The organism is Pseudomonas frederiksbergensis (assembly GCF_001874645.1).
Taxonomy (GTDB): Bacteria; Pseudomonadota; Gammaproteobacteria; order Pseudomonadales; family Pseudomonadaceae; genus Aquipseudomonas; species Aquipseudomonas frederiksbergensis_B.
This window is the reverse complement of sequence record NZ_CP017886.1, coordinates 2,342,802-2,359,354: the sequence shown is the minus strand read 5'-3', so window position 1 is coordinate 2,359,354 and position 16,553 is coordinate 2,342,802. Positions and strand designations below refer to the sequence as shown.

General features: G+C 60.7%; 13 protein-coding genes, 1 pseudogene and 1 riboswitch. Of the genes and pseudogenes, 12 read left to right on the top strand and 2 right to left on the bottom strand.

Translation table 11 applies throughout. The features are described from left to right. Nucleotides 1-69 precede the first annotated feature (69 nt). Both BLL42_RS11440 and waaA read left to right on the top strand, forming a co-directional pair. Entirely contained in the window at nucleotides 70-960 is an 891-nt protein-coding gene (locus tag BLL42_RS11440; protein ID WP_071552171.1) for a LysR family transcriptional regulator, read from the top strand. Nucleotides 961-983: 23 nt separating this feature from the next. Further along, nucleotides 984-2,261 (top strand): lipid IV(A) 3-deoxy-D-manno-octulosonic acid transferase, encoded by a 1,278-nt coding sequence (gene waaA, locus BLL42_RS11435; RefSeq protein ID WP_071552169.1) that lies wholly within the window; start codon nucleotides 984-986, stop codon nucleotides 2,259-2,261. Nucleotides 2,262-2,361: 100 nt separating this feature from the next. Here waaA and BLL42_RS11430 read toward each other — a convergent pair whose 3' ends face one another. Further along, nucleotides 2,362-3,801: a TolC family outer membrane protein gene (locus BLL42_RS11430; protein WP_071552166.1), complete on the bottom strand. Its 1,440-nt coding sequence runs from the start codon at nucleotides 3,799-3,801 to the stop codon at nucleotides 2,362-2,364. Between the two features lie 196 nt (nucleotides 3,802-3,997). Next, a riboswitch (TPP riboswitch) is annotated at nucleotides 3,998-4,103 on the top strand. Between the two features lie 171 nt (nucleotides 4,104-4,274). Here BLL42_RS11430 and thiC point away from each other — a divergent pair. Beyond that, nucleotides 4,275-6,164: a phosphomethylpyrimidine synthase ThiC gene (gene thiC / locus BLL42_RS11425; protein ID WP_071552164.1), complete on the top strand. Its 1,890-nt coding sequence runs from the start codon at nucleotides 4,275-4,277 to the stop codon at nucleotides 6,162-6,164. Between the two features lie 73 nt (nucleotides 6,165-6,237). Next, on the top strand, nucleotides 6,238-7,530 hold the full coding sequence (cytX, locus tag BLL42_RS11420; RefSeq protein ID WP_071552162.1) for a putative hydroxymethylpyrimidine transporter CytX: 1,293 nt from the start codon (nucleotides 6,238-6,240) through the stop codon (nucleotides 7,528-7,530). Here cytX and BLL42_RS11415 read toward each other — a convergent pair. Then, nucleotides 7,499-8,245, bottom strand: a complete 747-nt coding sequence (locus tag BLL42_RS11415) for an RsiV family protein (protein WP_071552160.1) — start codon at nucleotides 8,243-8,245, stop codon at nucleotides 7,499-7,501. The genes cytX and BLL42_RS11415 overlap by 32 nt on opposite strands. A gap of 224 nt (nucleotides 8,246-8,469) precedes the next feature. Between BLL42_RS11415 and BLL42_RS11410 the strand changes: the two genes are divergently transcribed. The 8 genes and pseudogenes from BLL42_RS11410 (at nucleotide 8,470) to parC (ending at nucleotide 16,493) form a co-directional block, all read left to right on the top strand. Further along, nucleotides 8,470-9,087 carry an NUDIX domain-containing protein gene (locus BLL42_RS11410; protein ID WP_071552158.1) on the top strand — a complete coding sequence of 206 codons (618 nt, stop codon included), beginning with the start codon at nucleotides 8,470-8,472 and terminating at the stop codon, nucleotides 9,085-9,087. Continuing rightward, entirely contained in the window at nucleotides 9,078-9,530 is a 453-nt protein-coding gene (locus BLL42_RS11405) for a DUF1249 domain-containing protein (RefSeq protein WP_071552157.1), read from the top strand. The genes BLL42_RS11410 and BLL42_RS11405 overlap by 10 nt, the downstream gene beginning before the upstream one ends. A 99-nt stretch (nucleotides 9,531-9,629) precedes the next feature. After that, complete coding sequence (gene cpdA, locus BLL42_RS11400; RefSeq protein ID WP_071552155.1) at nucleotides 9,630-10,445, top strand: 3',5'-cyclic-AMP phosphodiesterase; 816 nt, start codon at nucleotides 9,630-9,632, stop codon at nucleotides 10,443-10,445. Between the two features lie 165 nt (nucleotides 10,446-10,610). Next, nucleotides 10,611-11,219 (top strand): YqiA/YcfP family alpha/beta fold hydrolase, encoded by a 609-nt coding sequence (locus BLL42_RS11395; protein ID WP_071552153.1) that lies wholly within the window; start codon nucleotides 10,611-10,613, stop codon nucleotides 11,217-11,219. Nucleotides 11,220-11,262: 43 nt separating this feature from the next. Then, a complete protein-coding gene (gene parE, locus BLL42_RS11390; protein WP_071552151.1) occupies nucleotides 11,263-13,167 on the top strand; it encodes a DNA topoisomerase IV subunit B in 1,905 nt (634 codons plus the stop codon). Next, the gene (locus BLL42_RS11385; RefSeq protein WP_071552149.1) at nucleotides 13,167-14,150 is read left to right on the top strand and encodes an esterase-like activity of phytase family protein; all 984 of its coding nucleotides are present in this window, start codon (nucleotides 13,167-13,169) and stop codon (nucleotides 14,148-14,150) included. The genes parE and BLL42_RS11385 overlap by 1 nt, the downstream gene beginning before the upstream one ends. Continuing rightward, nucleotides 14,147-14,218 (top strand): annotated as a pseudogene (locus BLL42_RS30865) (TIGR02281 family clan AA aspartic protease); the annotation flags it as partial. The gene BLL42_RS11385 and the pseudogene BLL42_RS30865, both read left to right, overlap by 4 nt. A gap of 10 nt (nucleotides 14,219-14,228) precedes the next feature. Continuing rightward, on the top strand, nucleotides 14,229-16,493 hold the full coding sequence (gene parC / locus BLL42_RS11380) for a DNA topoisomerase IV subunit A (protein ID WP_071552147.1): 2,265 nt from the start codon (nucleotides 14,229-14,231) through the stop codon (nucleotides 16,491-16,493). The last annotated feature ends 60 nt before the right edge of the window (nucleotides 16,494-16,553 follow it).

The following is a 16,553-nucleotide window of genomic DNA, read 5'->3' as shown; positions in this document are numbered from 1 at the left end:
GTCGGCATTTTAGAGGTTTTCGAGATGGGGTAAAGTCATTACCTATCTGATTTGAAGATGGGTTGAGCCATGAGTGTGCAATGGAATCTGGAGCAGATGCGTTTGTTCGTCAGCGTTGCCGAGCAGCGCTCGTTTTCGGCGGTAGCGCGGGATCAACGCAAGGCGCAGTCGGCGGTCAGCAGTGCAATTGCGCTGCTTGAAGCAGACCTTGGCGTGAACCTGTTTGATCGTAGCAGCGGTCGTCAGCCGCGCTTGACCGAAGCCGGCAGCGCATTGCTCGAAGAAGCGCGGGAAGTGTTGCGGCAGTGCGAGCGCCTCAATGGCCGAGCGCTGGCATTGATGCGTGGTCAGGAAGCACGGCTGCGCCTGGCGCAGGATGAGGCCATGCCTTATCAGCCGGTGCTCGACAGCCTCGAAGCATTGGCCAAGCAATTTCCCAGCCTGGAAGTGCAATTGGCCAGCGCCGCTCAGGGCGATGTGGCGCGTAAACTGGTGGAGCGCCGGGCCGATCTGGGCTTGCTGTTTTATCACGAGCAGATTCCCGAAGCCCTGGAGCGTCGGGTGCTGGGCAGTGTCGAGATGGTCACGGTGTGCGGAGTAGGGCATCCGCTGGCTGCTGGAGGACAGGTCAATTGCCAGCAGATGTCGCAGCATCGACAACTGCTGATGGCCACACATTCCAGCGTCTATCCCGGCAGTGAGCAAGCCAGCCCGCAAGTCTGGCGCGCCGACAGTTTCTACGTCCTCGCCGAGTGGCTGATGCGTGGCCTGGGCTGGGGCTGGTTACCGCGGCATGTGGTGCAGTACCCGGCGTATCAAGGCCAGATGGTCGAACTGGTCAGCGAATGGACCCCGCCAGCCCTGGTGGTGGAACTGGTCTGGCGTCGTGATGAGCCGCTGGGGCCGGCGGCCCGTTGGTTGGCGGAGCGTTTTGCCGTGCACTTGCAGGCGATCGGCTAAAAAAGCCGATAAACTCCGCCGCCATGAATAGAACTCTCTACACCGCGCTGTTTTACCTGGGGCTGCCACTGGTAGCGATTCGACTGTGGTTGCGCTCGCGCAAGGCGCCGGCGTACGCCAAGCGTATTGGCGAGCGCTTCTCCATCGGCTTGCCGGTGATGAAACCCGGCGGCATCTGGGTGCACGCGGTGTCGGTCGGCGAGAGCATCGCCGCTGCGCCGATGATTCGCGGGTTGCTCGAACGTTATCCACAGCTGCCGATCACCGTGACCTGCATGACGCCAACCGGCTCCGAGCGGATTCACGCGATGTTCGCCAATGAGCCGCGCATCCAGCACTGCTACCTGCCTTACGATTTGCCGTGTGCGGCGGCGCGCTTCCTCGACCGGGTCCAGCCGAAACTGGCGGTGATCATGGAAACCGAGTTGTGGCCCAACCACATACATCAGTGCGCCAAGCGTGGGATTCCGGTGGCACTGGCCAATGCTCGCCTCTCGGAACGCTCGGCCAAAGGCTATGGCCGTTTCGGCAAGCTGACACAGCCGATGCTGGCCGAAATGAGTCTGTTCGCGGTGCAGACCGAAGCCGAGGCCGAGCGTTTTCGGCAGCTGGGCGCGCGTGCGGAAACGGTCGAAGTGACCGGTTCGATCAAGTTTGACTTGAGCATTGACCCACAGCTGTTGCAGCGCGCCGCCGAGTTGCGTCAGCAATGGCAAGCGGTCGAGCGTCCGGTGTGGATCGCCGCGAGCACTCATGAAGGCGAGGACGAAGTAGTGCTGGCGGCTCATCGGCAATTACTCGCCAGTCACCCGGATGCGTTGCTGATTCTGGTGCCGCGCCACCCCGAGCGTTTCAACCCGGTGTTCGAGCTCTGCCAGCAGCAAGGCTTCAACACGATCCGTCGTTCGACCGGTGAAGCGGTCAGCGCCAGCACCTCAGTGCTGCTTGGCGATACCATGGGCGAATTGCTGTTTCTCTACGCCTTGGCCGACAGTGCGTTTGTCGGCGGCAGTCTGGTGCCCAGCGGCGGGCATAACTTGCTGGAGCCGGCAGCGCTGGCCAAGCCGGTGCTGAGCGGGCCGCACCTGTTCAATTTCCTTGAGATCGCCGCGCTGATGCGCAGCGCCAAGGCGTTGCAGGAAGTGGATGACGCCCACGGGCTGGCGGTGGCGGTGCAGCGGCTGTTCGAACTGCCACGCGATGCGCAGCGGATGGCAGAAGCGGGGCTGAATGTGATGCGCGCCAATCAAGGCGCCTTGCAGCGATTGCTTGATGGGTTGGGGCGGTTGATCAACCGTTAGACCGCGGTGCCCCGAATAAAAAGATCGCAGCCTGCGGCAGCTCCTACACGGGATTTGTGTTCCTCCGTAGGAGCTGCCGCAGGCTGCGATCTTTTGCTTTTTACTGACCCGGATTAGCCTTCAGCTGCTGCGCTGCAGCCTTGGCCAGGTCCGGCGGCAGGAAGTCCTTGTCCGGGTTGTAGTCGGCCTTGAGATAACGCTTCAGGTCCTGCAAGTCGCCCGGGCTCAGGGTGCCGGCCGCCTGCTTCAGGCGCAGGTTGTCGAGGATGTAGTCGTAGCGGCTGTTGTTGTAGTTGCGCACCGAGGTGTACAGCTGACGCTGGGCGTCGAGCACATCGACGATATTGCGCGTGCCCACCTGATAACCGATCTCCGTGGCTTCCACCGCGCTCTGGTTCGAGATGATCGACTGGCGGCGAGCCTGCACCTGCTCGACATCGCTGTTCACCGCGCGGTGCAGGTTGCGGGTGTTTTCCACCACTTGCCGACGCAGTGCTTCGCGTTGCTGTTCGCTTTGGTCCAGGCGCGAGTACGACTCGCGAACCTGCGAGCTGGTCAGTCCGCCGCTGTAGATCGGAATGTTCAATTGCAGGCCGACCGAGCTTTGCGAGACGGTGCCACCGTACGGTTGACCAAAGGCGCTCGGGTTGCTGAAGCCCAGCGCATCGTTGTCGCCGGTCTTGTACTGCGCCACGGCGTCGAGGGTCGGTGCGTGACCGGCCTTGCGCTGCTTGAGCGTCTCTTTGGCGGCGCTGACCGCGTAGTTGCTGGCCAGCAGGTTGAGGTTCTGCTTGGCGGCGGTGTCGACCCAGGCCTTGGCGTCGTTCGGCGCTGGCGGCAGGACCGGCAAGGTGTGGACGATGCCCTGAATCGAGTTGTACTGACGGTTGGTCAGGGTGATCAGCGCTTCGAACGCATCATCTACCTGGCGCTGGGCGAGAATCCGGTTGGCGCGTGCGGTGTCATAACTGGCTTGCGATTGCAGTACGTCGGTCTTGTCCGAGAGGCCTACGTCGAAACGCTCATTGGACTGATCGAGCTGGCGCTTGAACGCCGCCTCCTCGGCCTTGGTCGACGCCAGGTTGTCCTGGCTGCGCAGCACGTTGAAGTAGTTTTCGGCGCTTTGCAGAATCAGGTTCTGCTCGGTCGCCGAGAGTTGCAGCGCCGCTTGCTCGTTGACATCCTTGGCCGCCTGAAACTGGAACCAGCGATCGGCGCGGAACAACGGTTGGGCCAGCGTTGCCTGGTAGAAGTGGGCGCTGCGATTGGCGATAGCCGATGGCTGGTCGATTTTCGTCCGCACATCGGCGACTTCCGCACCGCCCGAGAGGTTCGGCAGCAGGCCGGCGCGGGCCTGGGGCACGACTTCCTTTTGCGCGCCATATTGGGCGCGGGCGGCGGCCAGGTCGGCGTTGTTGTCGACGGCTTCCTGGTAGACGCTGACCAAATCGGTATTGGTCGATAATGGCGCTTCTGCTGCCCAGGCCATTCCATTGGACGCACAAGACACGGCGAGGGCCAGTGAGAGTTTGCGCAGCATGAGGCGATCCCTAGATTGAATATTACGATAGTAATTTGAACGCCAAGGCTACGGCGCACGCCCGGCAGCGTCAAGGCGCAGCATGGCGCAGCGAGTGTAGTTGCGCCAACCTGCGGCAACAATCCTGTAATTACGCCATTCATCACGCTGTTTGCACCGGTGTTGGCGTTCTTTGCCAGTTGTGTCTAGACTGGCCGGGTTCTTGTCGGGGTGCCTTGCTATGAGGCTGAGATCGAATAATTTCGGATCCCGTTGAACCTGATCAGGTTTAAGCCTGCGTAGGGAACAAGATTTCTCGTCACCCGGCGAGTCCTCTTGTGCTTCGTCCGGGATGTTGTTCGACAATCGAACAACCCTCGTGCACTCAGCACAGCACTCATCCAGCTGGAGTTTTCACTGGTGGGCTGCGTCCATTCGTTACAGGTTCGCTCCGACAAAATTCCACTGCCTGGATGATGTCTGGAGAGCCCGTGATGACTACAAAATCAAAAAATGCGATCAATCTGAGTGACTCGGCCAAGGTCGATCAGCAATCAGTTCAGCCCTTTACCCGCTCGCAAAAAATTTACGTTCAGGGCACTCGTCCGGACATCCTCGTGCCGATGCGCGAAATCAGCCTCGACGTGACTCCGACCGACTTCGGCGGCGAGATCAACGCACCGGTCGTGGTCTACGACACCTCGGGTCCGTACACCGACCCCAACGTCATCATCGATGTGCGCAAAGGTCTGGGCGACGTACGTTCGCCGTGGATCGACGCCCGTGGTGACACCGAGCGTCTGGCCGGCCTGAGCTCGAACTTCGGCCAGGAGCGCCTTGCCGACCCGGAGCTGACCAAGCTGCGTTTCGCTCACGTGAACAATCCACGCCGTGCCAAGCCGGGCGCTAATGTCAGCCAGATGCACTACGCCCGCAAAGGCATCATCACCGCCGAGATGGAATACGTCGCCATCCGCGAAAACATGAAGCTCGAAGTCGCCCGCGCCGCAGGCCTGCTGGATCAGCAGCACGCTGGCCACAGCTTCGGCGCCAGCGTGCCGAAAATCATTACCCCGGAATTCGTCCGTGACGAGATCGCTCGTGGTCGCGCGATCATTCCGGCGAACATCAACCACACCGAACTGGAACCGATGATCATCGGCCGTAACTTCCTGGTGAAGATCAACGGCAACATCGGCAACAGTGCACTGGGTTCGTCCATCGAAGAAGAGGTGGCGAAACTGACCTGGGGCATTCGCTGGGGCTCGGACACGGTCATGGACCTGTCGACCGGCAAGCACATTCATGAAACCCGCGAGTGGATCATCCGCAACTCGCCGGTTCCAATCGGTACGGTGCCGATCTATCAGGCCCTGGAAAAAGTCGGCGGTGCCGCTGAAGACCTGACCTGGGAACTGTTCCGCGACACGCTGATCGAGCAGGCCGAGCAGGGCGTCGACTACTTCACCATCCACGCGGGTGTGTTGCTGCGCTACGTGCCGCTGACCGCCAAACGCGTGACCGGGATCGTTTCCCGTGGCGGTTCGATCATGGCCAAGTGGTGCCTGGCGCACCACAAAGAGAACTTCCTCTACACTCATTTCGAAGACATCTGCGAAATCATGAAGGCCTATGACGTCAGCTTCTCGCTGGGCGATGGCCTGCGTCCGGGCTCGATTGCCGATGCCAACGACGAGGCGCAGTTCGGTGAGCTGGAAACCCTCGGCGAGCTGACCAAGATCGCCTGGAAGCACGATGTGCAGTGCATGATCGAAGGCCCGGGCCACGTGCCGATGCAGTTGATCAAAGAGAACATGGACAAGCAGCTCGAGTGCTGCGACGAGGCGCCGTTCTACACCCTCGGCCCACTGACCACCGACATTGCACCGGGCTACGACCACATCACCTCGGGTATCGGCGCGGCGATGATCGGCTGGTTTGGTTGCGCCATGCTCTGCTACGTCACGCCGAAGGAACACTTGGGCCTGCCGAACAAGGATGACGTAAAGACCGGGATCATCACCTACAAGATCGCCGCCCACGCAGCGGATTTGGCCAAGGGCCATCCGGGCGCACAGATCCGCGACAACGCCTTGAGCAAGGCGCGTTTCGAGTTCCGCTGGGAAGACCAGTTCAACCTGGGCCTGGACCCGGACACCGCGCGTTCGTACCACGATGAAACCCTGCCGAAGGACTCGGCCAAGGTCGCGCATTTCTGCTCGATGTGCGGGCCGAAATTCTGCTCGATGAAAATCACCCAGGAAGTCCGCGAATATGCGGCCAACCAGCGGATCGAAACCGTCGATGCCGAAGTCGCCCAAGGTCTCGCCGAACAGGCCGAGCGCTTCAAGCAGGAAGGCAGTCAGCTGTACAAAAAAGTTTGATCCTGCACTGATCGTTCCCACGCAGAGCGTGGGAACGATCACACAACAGTAATGTTCCTCTGAGATAACACCCTTGAGCATTCCAACCAGTACCTATTCTCCCGACCACGCCGTGCCTTTGGCTCGGCGCGTATTCGGTGCCCGCGATCTGTTCTCCCTATGGTTCTCCCTCGGCATTGGTCTGATGGTCTTGCAGACCGGGGCCTTGCTTGCGCCGGGGCTGGGTTTGTCGGGCTCGTTGCTGGCGATTTTTCTTGGCACGCTGGTCGGCGTTCTGCTGCTGGCGTGTGTCGGGGTGATCGGCAGCGATACCGGCCTGTCGGCCATGGCCGCACTCAAACTCAGTCTCGGTACTCGCGGTGCGAGCCTGCCGGCGCTGTTGAACCTGCTGCAACTGATTGGTTGGGGCTCGTTCGAAATCATCGTCATGCGCGATGCGGCAAGCCTGCTGGGTGCCCGTGCGTTCAGCGACGGTAGCCTGATGGCCAACCCATTGCTCTGGACGCTGGCGTTCGGCGCCCTGGCGACCCTGCTCGCGGTCAGCGGTCCATTGACGTTCGTCCGTCAGATCCTGCGCAAGTGGGGCATCTGGTTGCTGCTGGCGGCGTGCATCTGGCTGACCTGGAACCTCTTCGCCAAAGCCGATCTGGCCGCGTTGTGGGCGCAGGCCGGTGACGGTTCGATGCCGTTCGCCGTGGGCTTTGACATTGCCATCGCCATGCCGCTGTCGTGGTTGCCACTGATTGCCGACTACTCGCGTTTCGGCAAGCGTGCGAAAAGCGTGTTTGGCGGCACGGCGCTGGGCTTCTTCATCGGTAACTTCTGGCTGATGAGCCTGGGCGTTGCCTACACCCTGGCGTTTGCCCCAAGTGGTGAAGTCAATGCCTTGCTGTTGGCGCTGGCTGGCGCGGGTTTGGGTATTCCGCTGTTGTTGATTCTGCTCGATGAGTCGGAAAACGCGTTCGCCGACATTCACTCGGCGGCGGTGTCCAGTGGGATTCTGTTGCGCATGAAAGTCGAACACCTGGCCTTGGTCATCGGTGTGATTTGCACCTTGATTGCGTGCCTGGCGCCATTGGCGCAGTACCAGAACTTCCTGTTGTTGATCGGCTCGGTGTTTGCGCCGTTGTTTGGCGTGGTGCTGGTGGATCACTTTATCCTGCGCAAGCGCAGTGCCCAGGTTGCGTCAGCCGCCTTGCGCTGGCCGGCGTTGCTCGCCTGGTTGGGCGGGGTGAGTACCTATCACTTGCTGGCGAATCTGTATCCGCAAGTTGGCGCAACCCTGCCATCGCTGGTGCTGGCAGGGCTGCTGCAACTGCTGCTGGGCCGGGTCTTCAGCTACGCTCGGGCACCAGCTCAGGCTTGATCTGACCTTTGAGGCGAGCGTAGGGGATGGTCATCTCGATGAGGCCGCTCGAATAGGGCGCGATGGTCGCAACGTTGTACTTGAGCACCACCCCGACGCTGGTCAACGCCACGTTCGGGGTTTTCTGGAAGGGCCAGCTCTTGACGAAGTCCGGGTCCCGATCCAGCTGCGAATTGATCAGCCAGCTGTTGTGCGCGACTTGCGCAGTCTTCCAGAACGCCCCTTCCTGCCCCGGCAAGAGCATGTCACTCAGGCTCAGCTCTTTTTGCAGCTGACGCGAGTAGTTGATGAAGCCCCGTCCCGGTGTGCCATTGGCCGCGCCCGTGTCCAGATAGCTGGACACTTCAATGATCACCAGTCCGTCATGCTGCTCACGTACCTTGGCTTGCAAGTAGACGCTGTTGCGATCGTCTGATTCACGCAGGAACTGTTCGCGGTAGGCGTTGAGGGAGGCGGGTAGTGCCGCGCCCGGTGAGGTGCGGGTCATTTGCAGCAGGCGCTGCTCGACGATCCGGTCCAGTTGCGGTTCGGTCGGGAAATGCACCGTGTCGATATTTATCACTGGGCAGTCGGGGCCGTCGCAACCCGGTTTGGCCTGCTCGGATGCATCGTGAGTGGATGCCAATTGTGCCCGATAGCTGGGTTGGAACAGGCTTTGGCAAGCGCCGAGCGTGAGGGCGATACAGGCCACGGAGGCGATTTTCAACAGCGACATGGGCGTCCTTCATGAATCAGTGAAAGGCAAAATTCAGGGTCTTCGACTGCCGGCGAGGCGGTCGGTTCGCCACTAAGCTCAATAGTGTCAATTAGAGTTGTTTTCACCCCTTGCCGTCTATCTCGCTGACGGCAAAGAGGCTGCATCAAACACTGCGGGCGCGTTAGGATGGCGCGAAGCCTGAGGGGGAGCCTCGGACGGATTGACAGTAAACGAGGATTGTTATGACTGATTTTGCCAATGCTACCCCGACCATCGTAGACATCGTTCGCAGCGAAAACTGCTACAAGGGTTTCTACAAGCTTGATCGCGTGCACCTGCGCCATGAGCTGTTTGCCGGTGGTATGAGTCGTGAGATCAGCCGCGAGTTGTTCGTTCGGCATGATGCCGTGTGCGTCTTGCCTTACGATCCGCAGCGGGACGAAGTGGTATTGATCGAGCAATTTCGCGCCGGTGCATGGGGCAAGGTCGATAACCCGTGGCTGATCGAACTGGTCGCCGGTCTGATCGATCGGGATGAAATACCGGAAGAAGTTGCTCACCGCGAAGCGCAGGAGGAAGCTGGACTTGTATTCACTGCTCTGTGGCCGATGCTCAATTATTTTCCGTCGCCCGGTGGCAGTACTGAATATGTGCACTTGTATCTGGGGCGGTGTAACAGTAACGGGGCCGGCGGCCTGCATGGGCTGGTGGAGGAAGCAGAAGATATTCGCGTGACGGTCTGGGACTTTGAAGATGCCCTGCAAGCCGTACGTGATGGACGGATTTCCAACGCGGCAAGCATCATTGCCCTGCAATGGCTGGCTTTGAACCGCGCTGAAGTGAGGGGGCTATGGTCGTAAACAAACAGCGCGATCGTTATCGGGTCGACCTTGTGGGGCTGCAAAGCGCCTGCGAGGCCAATTACGCCCGACTGATGCGCCTGTTGCCGGAGATGCGCAACCAGCCGACTGTCCGACGCATTGCCATGACCCAGGGCGAGCAGATGCTGGGTGTGCTGATGCTCGAAGTGCTGCAAGCGTGTCCGTACACCACGACCCTGCGAGTGCGCCAGGAGCACAGCCTGCCGTGGCTGCCGGTGCCGCAGCTGGAAGTTCAGGTCTACCATGACGCGCGCATGGCCGAGGTTATCAGCGCCGAACATGCGCGGCGCTTTCGTGGCATCTATCCTTACCCGAATGAGTTGATGCATCAGCCAGACGAAAAGGCCCAGCTCAATGTATTCCTCGGCGAATGGCTGAGCCATTGTCTGGCCTGCGGGCATGAGTTCGAAGCCGTGCGCTAGTTGTGAACTACGTCTGGTTCACGGGTTTCCTCTTTTCAATTTCCCCCAGCATAATTGCGCCATTCATCCATATCCGTGATCACGCCTTGGGAGAACGCCTTGCCGAGCGTATCCACTCTGACCGCCAACGATGCCGTATTGCTGGTGCAGCTCTCTGACAGTCATCTGTTCGCCGAGGCGGAGGGGACGTTGCTGGGCATGAATACCCGCGACAGTCTGCAAAAGGTTATCGAGTTGGTGCTGGTGCAGCAGCCGCACATCGACCTGATGATCGCCAGCGGTGACCTGTCCCAGGACGGCACGTTTGAGTCGTATCAGCGGTTTCGCGAGATGACCCGGCAGATCGATGCGCCCGCTCGTTGGATTCCAGGCAACCACGATGAGCCGCAAATCATGGCCCAGGCAGCGGTCCGGAGTCAGTTGCTGGAACCCGTGGTGGACATGGGTAACTGGCGGATCACGTTGCTGGATTCGGCGGTACCCGGCTCGGTGCCAGGGTATTTGCAGGATGACCAACTGCAATTGCTCGCTCGCGCCCTGAGCGAAGCGCCGGAGCGCCATCATCTGGTGTGCTTCCATCATCATCCAGTGTCCATCGGTTGTGCCTGGATGGAACCGATCGGTCTGCGCAATCCGGAAGCCTTGTTTGCCGTGCTCGATCGTTTTCCACAGGTCCGGGCACTGCTCTGGGGTCACGTGCATCAGGAAGTCGATCAGTTACGCAACGATGTGCGGTTGATTGCTTCGCCGTCGACCTGCATCCAGTTCGAACCTGGCAGCGTGGATTTCAAGGTCGATACCCTGGCGCCGGGTTATCGCTGGTTGCGGTTGTTGCCGGACGGACAGCTGGAAACCGGGGTCGAGCGCGTGACCGGGTTCGAGTTTCAGGTTGATTACGGCTCAACGGGTTATTGATTCACCCGCGTAGGAGCTGCCGAAGGCTGCGATCTTTTAAAGATCAAAAGATCGCAGGCTCCGCCAGCTCCTACGGGATGTGTGTGTTTTCGATAGGTCGGTCGACCAAAACCCAGCCGACTCCCTGTAAACTGCGGCTCTTTGCCCGTCGCACAGGGAGCTCGCATGTCTGGTTCGATCCTCTATATCCACGGTTTCAACAGCGCACCCTCGTCGAAGAAGGCCTGTCAGTTGGTCGGCGTGATGGAACGTCTGGGGCTGGGTGAGCACTTGCAGGTGCCGGCCTTGCATCACCACCCGCGCGAGGCCATCGGTCAGCTTGAGCAGGCGATTGCCGAGCTGGGGCGGCCACTGCTGGTCGGCAGCTCCCTCGGCGGCTACTATGCCACTCACCTTGCCGAGCGTCATGGCCTCAAGGCCCTGTTGGTCAACCCCGCCGTCAGCCCGCACCGGATGTTCGACGGATACCTGGGCACGCAGAAGAACCTGTATACCGAAGAGACCTGGGAATTGACCCACGACCACGTGACGGCCCTGGCCGAGCTGGAAGTGCCGGCGCCCCAGGACCCGCAGCGGTATCAGGTGTGGTTGCAAACCGGGGACGAAACGCTGGACTATCGCCTCGCCCAGCAGTATTACCGAGCCTGTGCCTTGCGCATCCAGGCCGGCGGCGACCATAGTTTCCAGGGATTTGCCGGTCAATTGCCGGCCCTGTTGAGTTTTGCCGGCATCGGCGCAGATGTGTACCAGGCGATCGATTTCACAGCACTGTGAACCCTCGCCCCTATTTTCATTGAACGACTGACGACGAGACCCCATGGCCACTCCCAGCGCTAGCTCTTATAACGCCGACGCCATCGAAGTCCTCTCGGGCCTCGACCCGGTGCGCAAACGCCCCGGCATGTACACCGACACCAGTCGGCCGAACCACCTCGCCCAGGAAGTCATCGACAACAGTGTCGACGAAGCCTTGGCCGGGCATGCGACATCGGTGCAGGTCATCCTCCACGCCGACCACTCCCTGGAAGTCAGCGATGACGGCCGTGGCATGCCGGTGGACATTCACCCCGAAGAGGGCGTCTCGGGCGTCGAGCTGATCCTCACCAAACTGCACGCCGGCGGCAAGTTCTCCAACAAGAACTACCAGTTCTCCGGCGGTTTGCACGGGGTAGGTATTTCGGTGGTCAATGCCCTGTCGACCCAGGTCCGGGTGCGCGTCAAGCGCGATGGCAACGAATACCAGATGACCTTCGCCGATGGCTACAAAGCCACCGATCTGGAAGTGGTCGGCACGGTTGGCAAGCGCAACACCGGGACCAGCGTGTACTTCGCGCCGGACCCGAAATACTTCGATTCACCGAAATTCTCCATCAGCCGCCTCAAGCACGTACTCAAGGCCAAGGCCGTGCTGTGCCCGGGTCTGCTGGTCAGCTTTGAAGACAAGGCCACCGGCGAAAAAGTCGAATGGCATTACGAAGACGGTCTGCGTTCCTACCTGGTAGACGCGGTCAGCGAATTCGAACGTCTACCCGACGAACCCTTCTGCGGCAGCCTGGCCGGTAATAAAGAAGCGGTCGACTGGGCGCTGCTGTGGCTGCCCGAAGGCGGCGACAGCGTGCAGGAAAGCTACGTCAACCTGATCCCGACGGCCCAGGGCGGTACTCACGTCAACGGTCTGCGTCAGGGCCTGCTCGACGCGATGCGCGAGTTCTGCGAATTCCGCAGCCTCTTGCCGCGTGGCGTGAAGCTGGCACCGGAAGACGTCTGGGAGCGCATCGCCTTCGTCCTGTCGATGAAGATGCAGGAACCGCAATTCTCCGGCCAGACCAAAGAACGCTTGTCGTCTCGCGAGGCAGCGGCGTTTGTTTCCGGTGTGGTCAAGGACGCCTTCAGCCTATGGCTCAATGCTCATCCTGAACTGGGTCTGCAACTGGCGGAGCTGGCGATCAACAACGCCGGCCGTCGATTGAAGGCCAGCAAAAAAGTCGAGCGCAAGCGCATCACTGCGGGGCCGGCGCTGCCGGGCAAACTCGCCGACTGCGCCGGGCAGGACCCGATGCGTTCCGAGCTGTTCCTGGTGGAAGGTGATTCCGCCGGCGGTTCGGCCAAGCAGGCGCGGGACAAAGAGTTCCAGGCGATCCTGCCGTTGCGCGGCAAGATTCTGAACACCTGGGAAGTCGACGGCAGCGAAGTGCTGGCCAGCCAGGAAGTGCACAACATTGCCGTCGCCATCGGCGTCGATCCGGGCTCGGCGGACATTGCTCAGCTGCGTTACGGCAAAATCTGCATCCTCGCCGACGCCGACTCCGACGGACTGCACATCGCCACGTTGCTGTGTGCCTTGTTCGTCCAGCATTTCCGTCCGTTGGTGGACGCCGGTCACGTCTATGTGGCGATGCCGCCGCTGTACCGTATCGACCTCGGCAAAGAGATTTACTACGCCCTCGATGAAGCCGAGCGCGATGGCATTCTCGATCGTCTGGTGGCCGAGAAGAAACGCGGTAAACCGCAGGTCACCCGATTCAAAGGTCTGGGTGAAATGAACCCGCCGCAACTACGTGAAACCACCATGGACCCGAACACTCGACGTCTGGTGCAATTGACGCTGGATGATTTCGAAGCCACGTCGGAAATGATGGACATGCTGCTGGCGAAAAAACGCGCTGGCGACCGCAAGTCCTGGCTGGAATCCAAAGGTAATCTGGCCGAGGTTCTGGCCTGATGCGGAGCGGTTTCGCCCTCGCGTTGCTGCTGTTGGCGTCCGCTGTTGCGGCGGAGCCAGCACCTGAACTGACGCTGGTTTCCGAGCACGCCGTGGACGGCATGCGCGGCGGTAACCTGTCGGGGCTGGCGCAATGCGGCAAAGACCTGTGGACGGTTTCCGACCGAGACGATGATCAGATCTACCGGCTCGATACCAGCGAGCGCGTCTGGCAGGCCGAAACCGTGCGCATCAATGTGCCGCCGGTGCCGGACAGCGGGTTGCCCTGGGGCCTGAAGTCGCGCACCTGGGCAGCATCGTTCGTGCGCGGTGGGAACCTGGATTTCGAGGGGATCACCTGCGACAAGGCCGGTAACCGCTACATCGTCAGTGAAGCCCATGCCGCAGTGCTGCAAGTGCCGGTACAGGGGCCAGCCTCGTGGCTGAGCATTTCACCGATCATGGTCCGCGAGGCGCGAGCCAGTGGCATGTTGCTGCACTTCAATGCGCTGTTCGAAGGGCTGGCAATCAATCCGGAAGGTGACCGGTTGTGGTTGGCTGCCGAGCGCGAGCGGCGCGGATTGCTGCTGCTCAAGCGTCAGCAGACCGTCTGGGACTGTGACGGCAGCTGCGTGCTGTTGAGTGAAGCTGGCAAGGAAATGCAGCCCGCGCAATTTCCCAAGGCCAAAGCGGTGTCCCGGGATTTTGCGGATCTGGCACTGTTCAATGGCAAGCTCTTCACCCTGGAGCGCAACGCCTTTCAAATGTGTCGTCGTGATGCGCTGAGCGCCAAGGTCGAGCGTTGCTGGTCATTCGCAGCTGAAGCCTTGCAGGAACATCGACGTTATCCACAACCCTACGGTCTGGCCGAAGCACTGGTGGTCGATGCCGAAGGCGCCTGGATTGGCATCGACAACAACAACGGTGCCCGCGCGGACGGCGAAGCCCGGCCGATTGTCTGGCGCTTTGCCGCACCGCAAGGTGGCTGGAGCGCCACGCCATGAGCGCCCTGAAAAAACCTGAATTTACCCAGCGCGGCAGCACCTTGCTGCTGCGCCAGACAACAAACTGATGAGGCCCGCATGAGCGACTCCCTGGATCTCAGCCTGGACGGCGTTGAACGCCGCTCACTGGCCGACTTCACCGAAAATGCCTACCTCAACTACTCCATGTACGTGATCATGGACCGCGCTTTACCGCACATCGGCGACGGCCTGAAACCTGTACAGCGGCGTATCGTCTACGCCATGAGCGAGTTGGGGCTGGACGCTGACTCCAAGCACAAAAAATCCGCACGTACGGTCGGTGACGTGCTCGGCAAGTTCCACCCGCACGGCGACTCGGCGTGCTACGAAGCCATGGTGCTGATGGCCCAACCGTTCAGCTACCGCTACACGCTGGTAGACGGGCAGGGTAACTGGGGTGCGCCGGATGATCCGAAATCCTTCGCCGCCATGCGTTACACCGAAGCGCGCCTGTCGCGTTATTCCGAAGTGCTGCTCACTGAACTGGGCCAGGGCACGGCGGACTGGGGCCCGAACTTCGACGGCACCCTCGACGAACCGCTGGTATTGCCGGCACGTTTGCCGAACATCCTGCTCAACGGCACCACCGGCATCGCCGTGGGCATGGCCACCGACGTTCCGCCGCACAACCTGCGGGAAGTCGCCACGGCCTGCGTGCGTTTGCTCGATGAACCGAAAGCCACGGTCGAGCAGCTCTGTGAACACATCCAGGGCCCGGATTATCCGACCGAAGCGGAAATCATCACGCCACGCGCCGACCTGCTGAAAATATACGAAACCGGTCGCGGTTCGGTGCGCATGCGCGCCGTGTACCACATTGAAGACGGGGACATCATTGTCACCGCGCTGCCACATCAAGTCTCCGGTGCCAAAGTGCTGGAACAGATTGCCGCGATGATGCAGGCCAAGCCGTCCAAGGCGCCGCAAGTGGCGGACCTACGCGATGAGTCGGACCACGAAAACCCATGCCGTATCGTGATCATTCCGGTCAACAGCCGGGTCGATCATGAAGCGTTGATGCAGCATCTGTTCGCCAGCACCGAGCTGGAGTCGAGCTACCGGGTCAACATCAACATCATTGGCCTGGATGGCAAACCGCAGCTGAAAAACCTGCGGGCGTTGCTGGTGGAATGGCTGGAGTTCCGGGTCCAGACCGTGCGCCGCCGCTTGCAATTCCGCCTGGACAAGGTCGAGCGTCGCCTGCACCTGTTGGACGGTTTGCTGATCGCGTACCTCAACCTGGATGAAGTGATCCACATCATCCGTACCGAGGAACACCCCAAAGCCAAGCTGATCGAGCGCTTCGCCCTGAGCGAAATCCAGGCCGACTACATTCTCGATACTCGCCTGCGTCAGTTGGCGCGACTCGAAGAAATGAAGCTGCGCGACGAGCAGGACGAACTGCTCAAGGAACAAGCCAAGTTGCAAGCCCTGCTGGGCAGCGAAACCAAGCTCAAGAAGCTGGTGCGCAGCGAGCTGATCAAGGACGCCGAAACCTATGGCGACGACCGTCGCTCGCCGATTGTCGAGCGTGCCGAAGCCCGCGCCCTGACCGAACACGATCTGCTGCCGAACGAAAAAGTCACTGTGGTGTTGTCCGAGAAAGGCTGGGTGCGCTCGGCCAAGGGCCACGACATCGACGCCACCGGGCTTTCGTACAAGGCCGGGGACGGTTTCAAAACGGCGGCTGCTGGTCGTTCCAACCAGTTTGCGGTGTTCATCGATTCCACTGGCCGCAGTTATTCGGTGCCGGCGCACACGCTGCCATCGGCCCGTGGCCAGGGCGAGCCGCTGACGGGGCGTCTGACGCCGCCGCCAGGGGCAACCTTCGAATGCGTATTGATGCCTGAAGACGATGGGCTGTACGTCATCGCTTCGGACGCCGGTTACGGTTTCGTGGTCAAGGGTGAAGACCTGCAAGCCAAGAACAAGGCCGGCAAGGCGCTGTTGAGCCTGCCGAACAACGCCAAGGTGATCCTGCCGCGTCCGGTGACCGACCGTGAGCAGAACTGGTTGGCCTCGGTCACTACCGAAGGTCGCCTGCTGATTTTCAAAATCAGCGACCTGCCGCAGCTGGGCAAGGGCAAAGGCAACAAGATCATCGGCATCTCCGGCGAACGTGTGGCCAGTCGCGAGGAATATGTCACCGACATCGCGGTATTGCCGGAAGGCGCGACCCTGGTCTTGCAGGCCGGTAAACGCACGCTGTCGCTCAAAGCCGACGACCTCGAACACTACAAAGGTGAGCGTGGACGCCGTGGCAACAAGCTGCCGCGGGGCTTTCAGCGTGTTGATGCACTATTGGTAGAAACTCTCAATTAAGCGGTCTAGAGCGCTCGATCTACGATTTAACCCGTAGATCGATGCTTTCGCGCTGGAGTC

Coding starts and splice junctions, on each gene's coding strand:
- BLL42_RS11440 (WP_071552171.1), top strand. CDS start 70: ATGAGTGTGCAATGGAATCTGGAGCAGATGCGTTTGTTCGTCAGCGTT.
- waaA (WP_071552169.1), top strand. CDS start 984: ATGAATAGAACTCTCTACACCGCGCTGTTTTACCTGGGGCTGCCACTG.
- BLL42_RS11430 (WP_071552166.1), bottom strand. CDS start 3,801: ATGCTGCGCAAACTCTCACTGGCCCTCGCCGTGTCTTGTGCGTCCAAT.
- thiC (WP_071552164.1), top strand. CDS start 4,275: ATGACTACAAAATCAAAAAATGCGATCAATCTGAGTGACTCGGCCAAG.
- BLL42_RS11415 (WP_071552160.1), bottom strand. CDS start 8,245: ATGTCGCTGTTGAAAATCGCCTCCGTGGCCTGTATCGCCCTCACGCTC.
- BLL42_RS11410 (WP_071552158.1), top strand. CDS start 8,470: ATGACTGATTTTGCCAATGCTACCCCGACCATCGTAGACATCGTTCGC.
- BLL42_RS11405 (WP_071552157.1), top strand. CDS start 9,078: ATGGTCGTAAACAAACAGCGCGATCGTTATCGGGTCGACCTTGTGGGG.
- BLL42_RS11395 (WP_071552153.1), top strand. CDS start 10,611: ATGTCTGGTTCGATCCTCTATATCCACGGTTTCAACAGCGCACCCTCG.
- parE (WP_071552151.1), top strand. CDS start 11,263: ATGGCCACTCCCAGCGCTAGCTCTTATAACGCCGACGCCATCGAAGTC.
- BLL42_RS11385 (WP_071552149.1), top strand. CDS start 13,167: ATGCGGAGCGGTTTCGCCCTCGCGTTGCTGCTGTTGGCGTCCGCTGTT.
- parC (WP_071552147.1), top strand. CDS start 14,229: ATGAGCGACTCCCTGGATCTCAGCCTGGACGGCGTTGAACGCCGCTCA.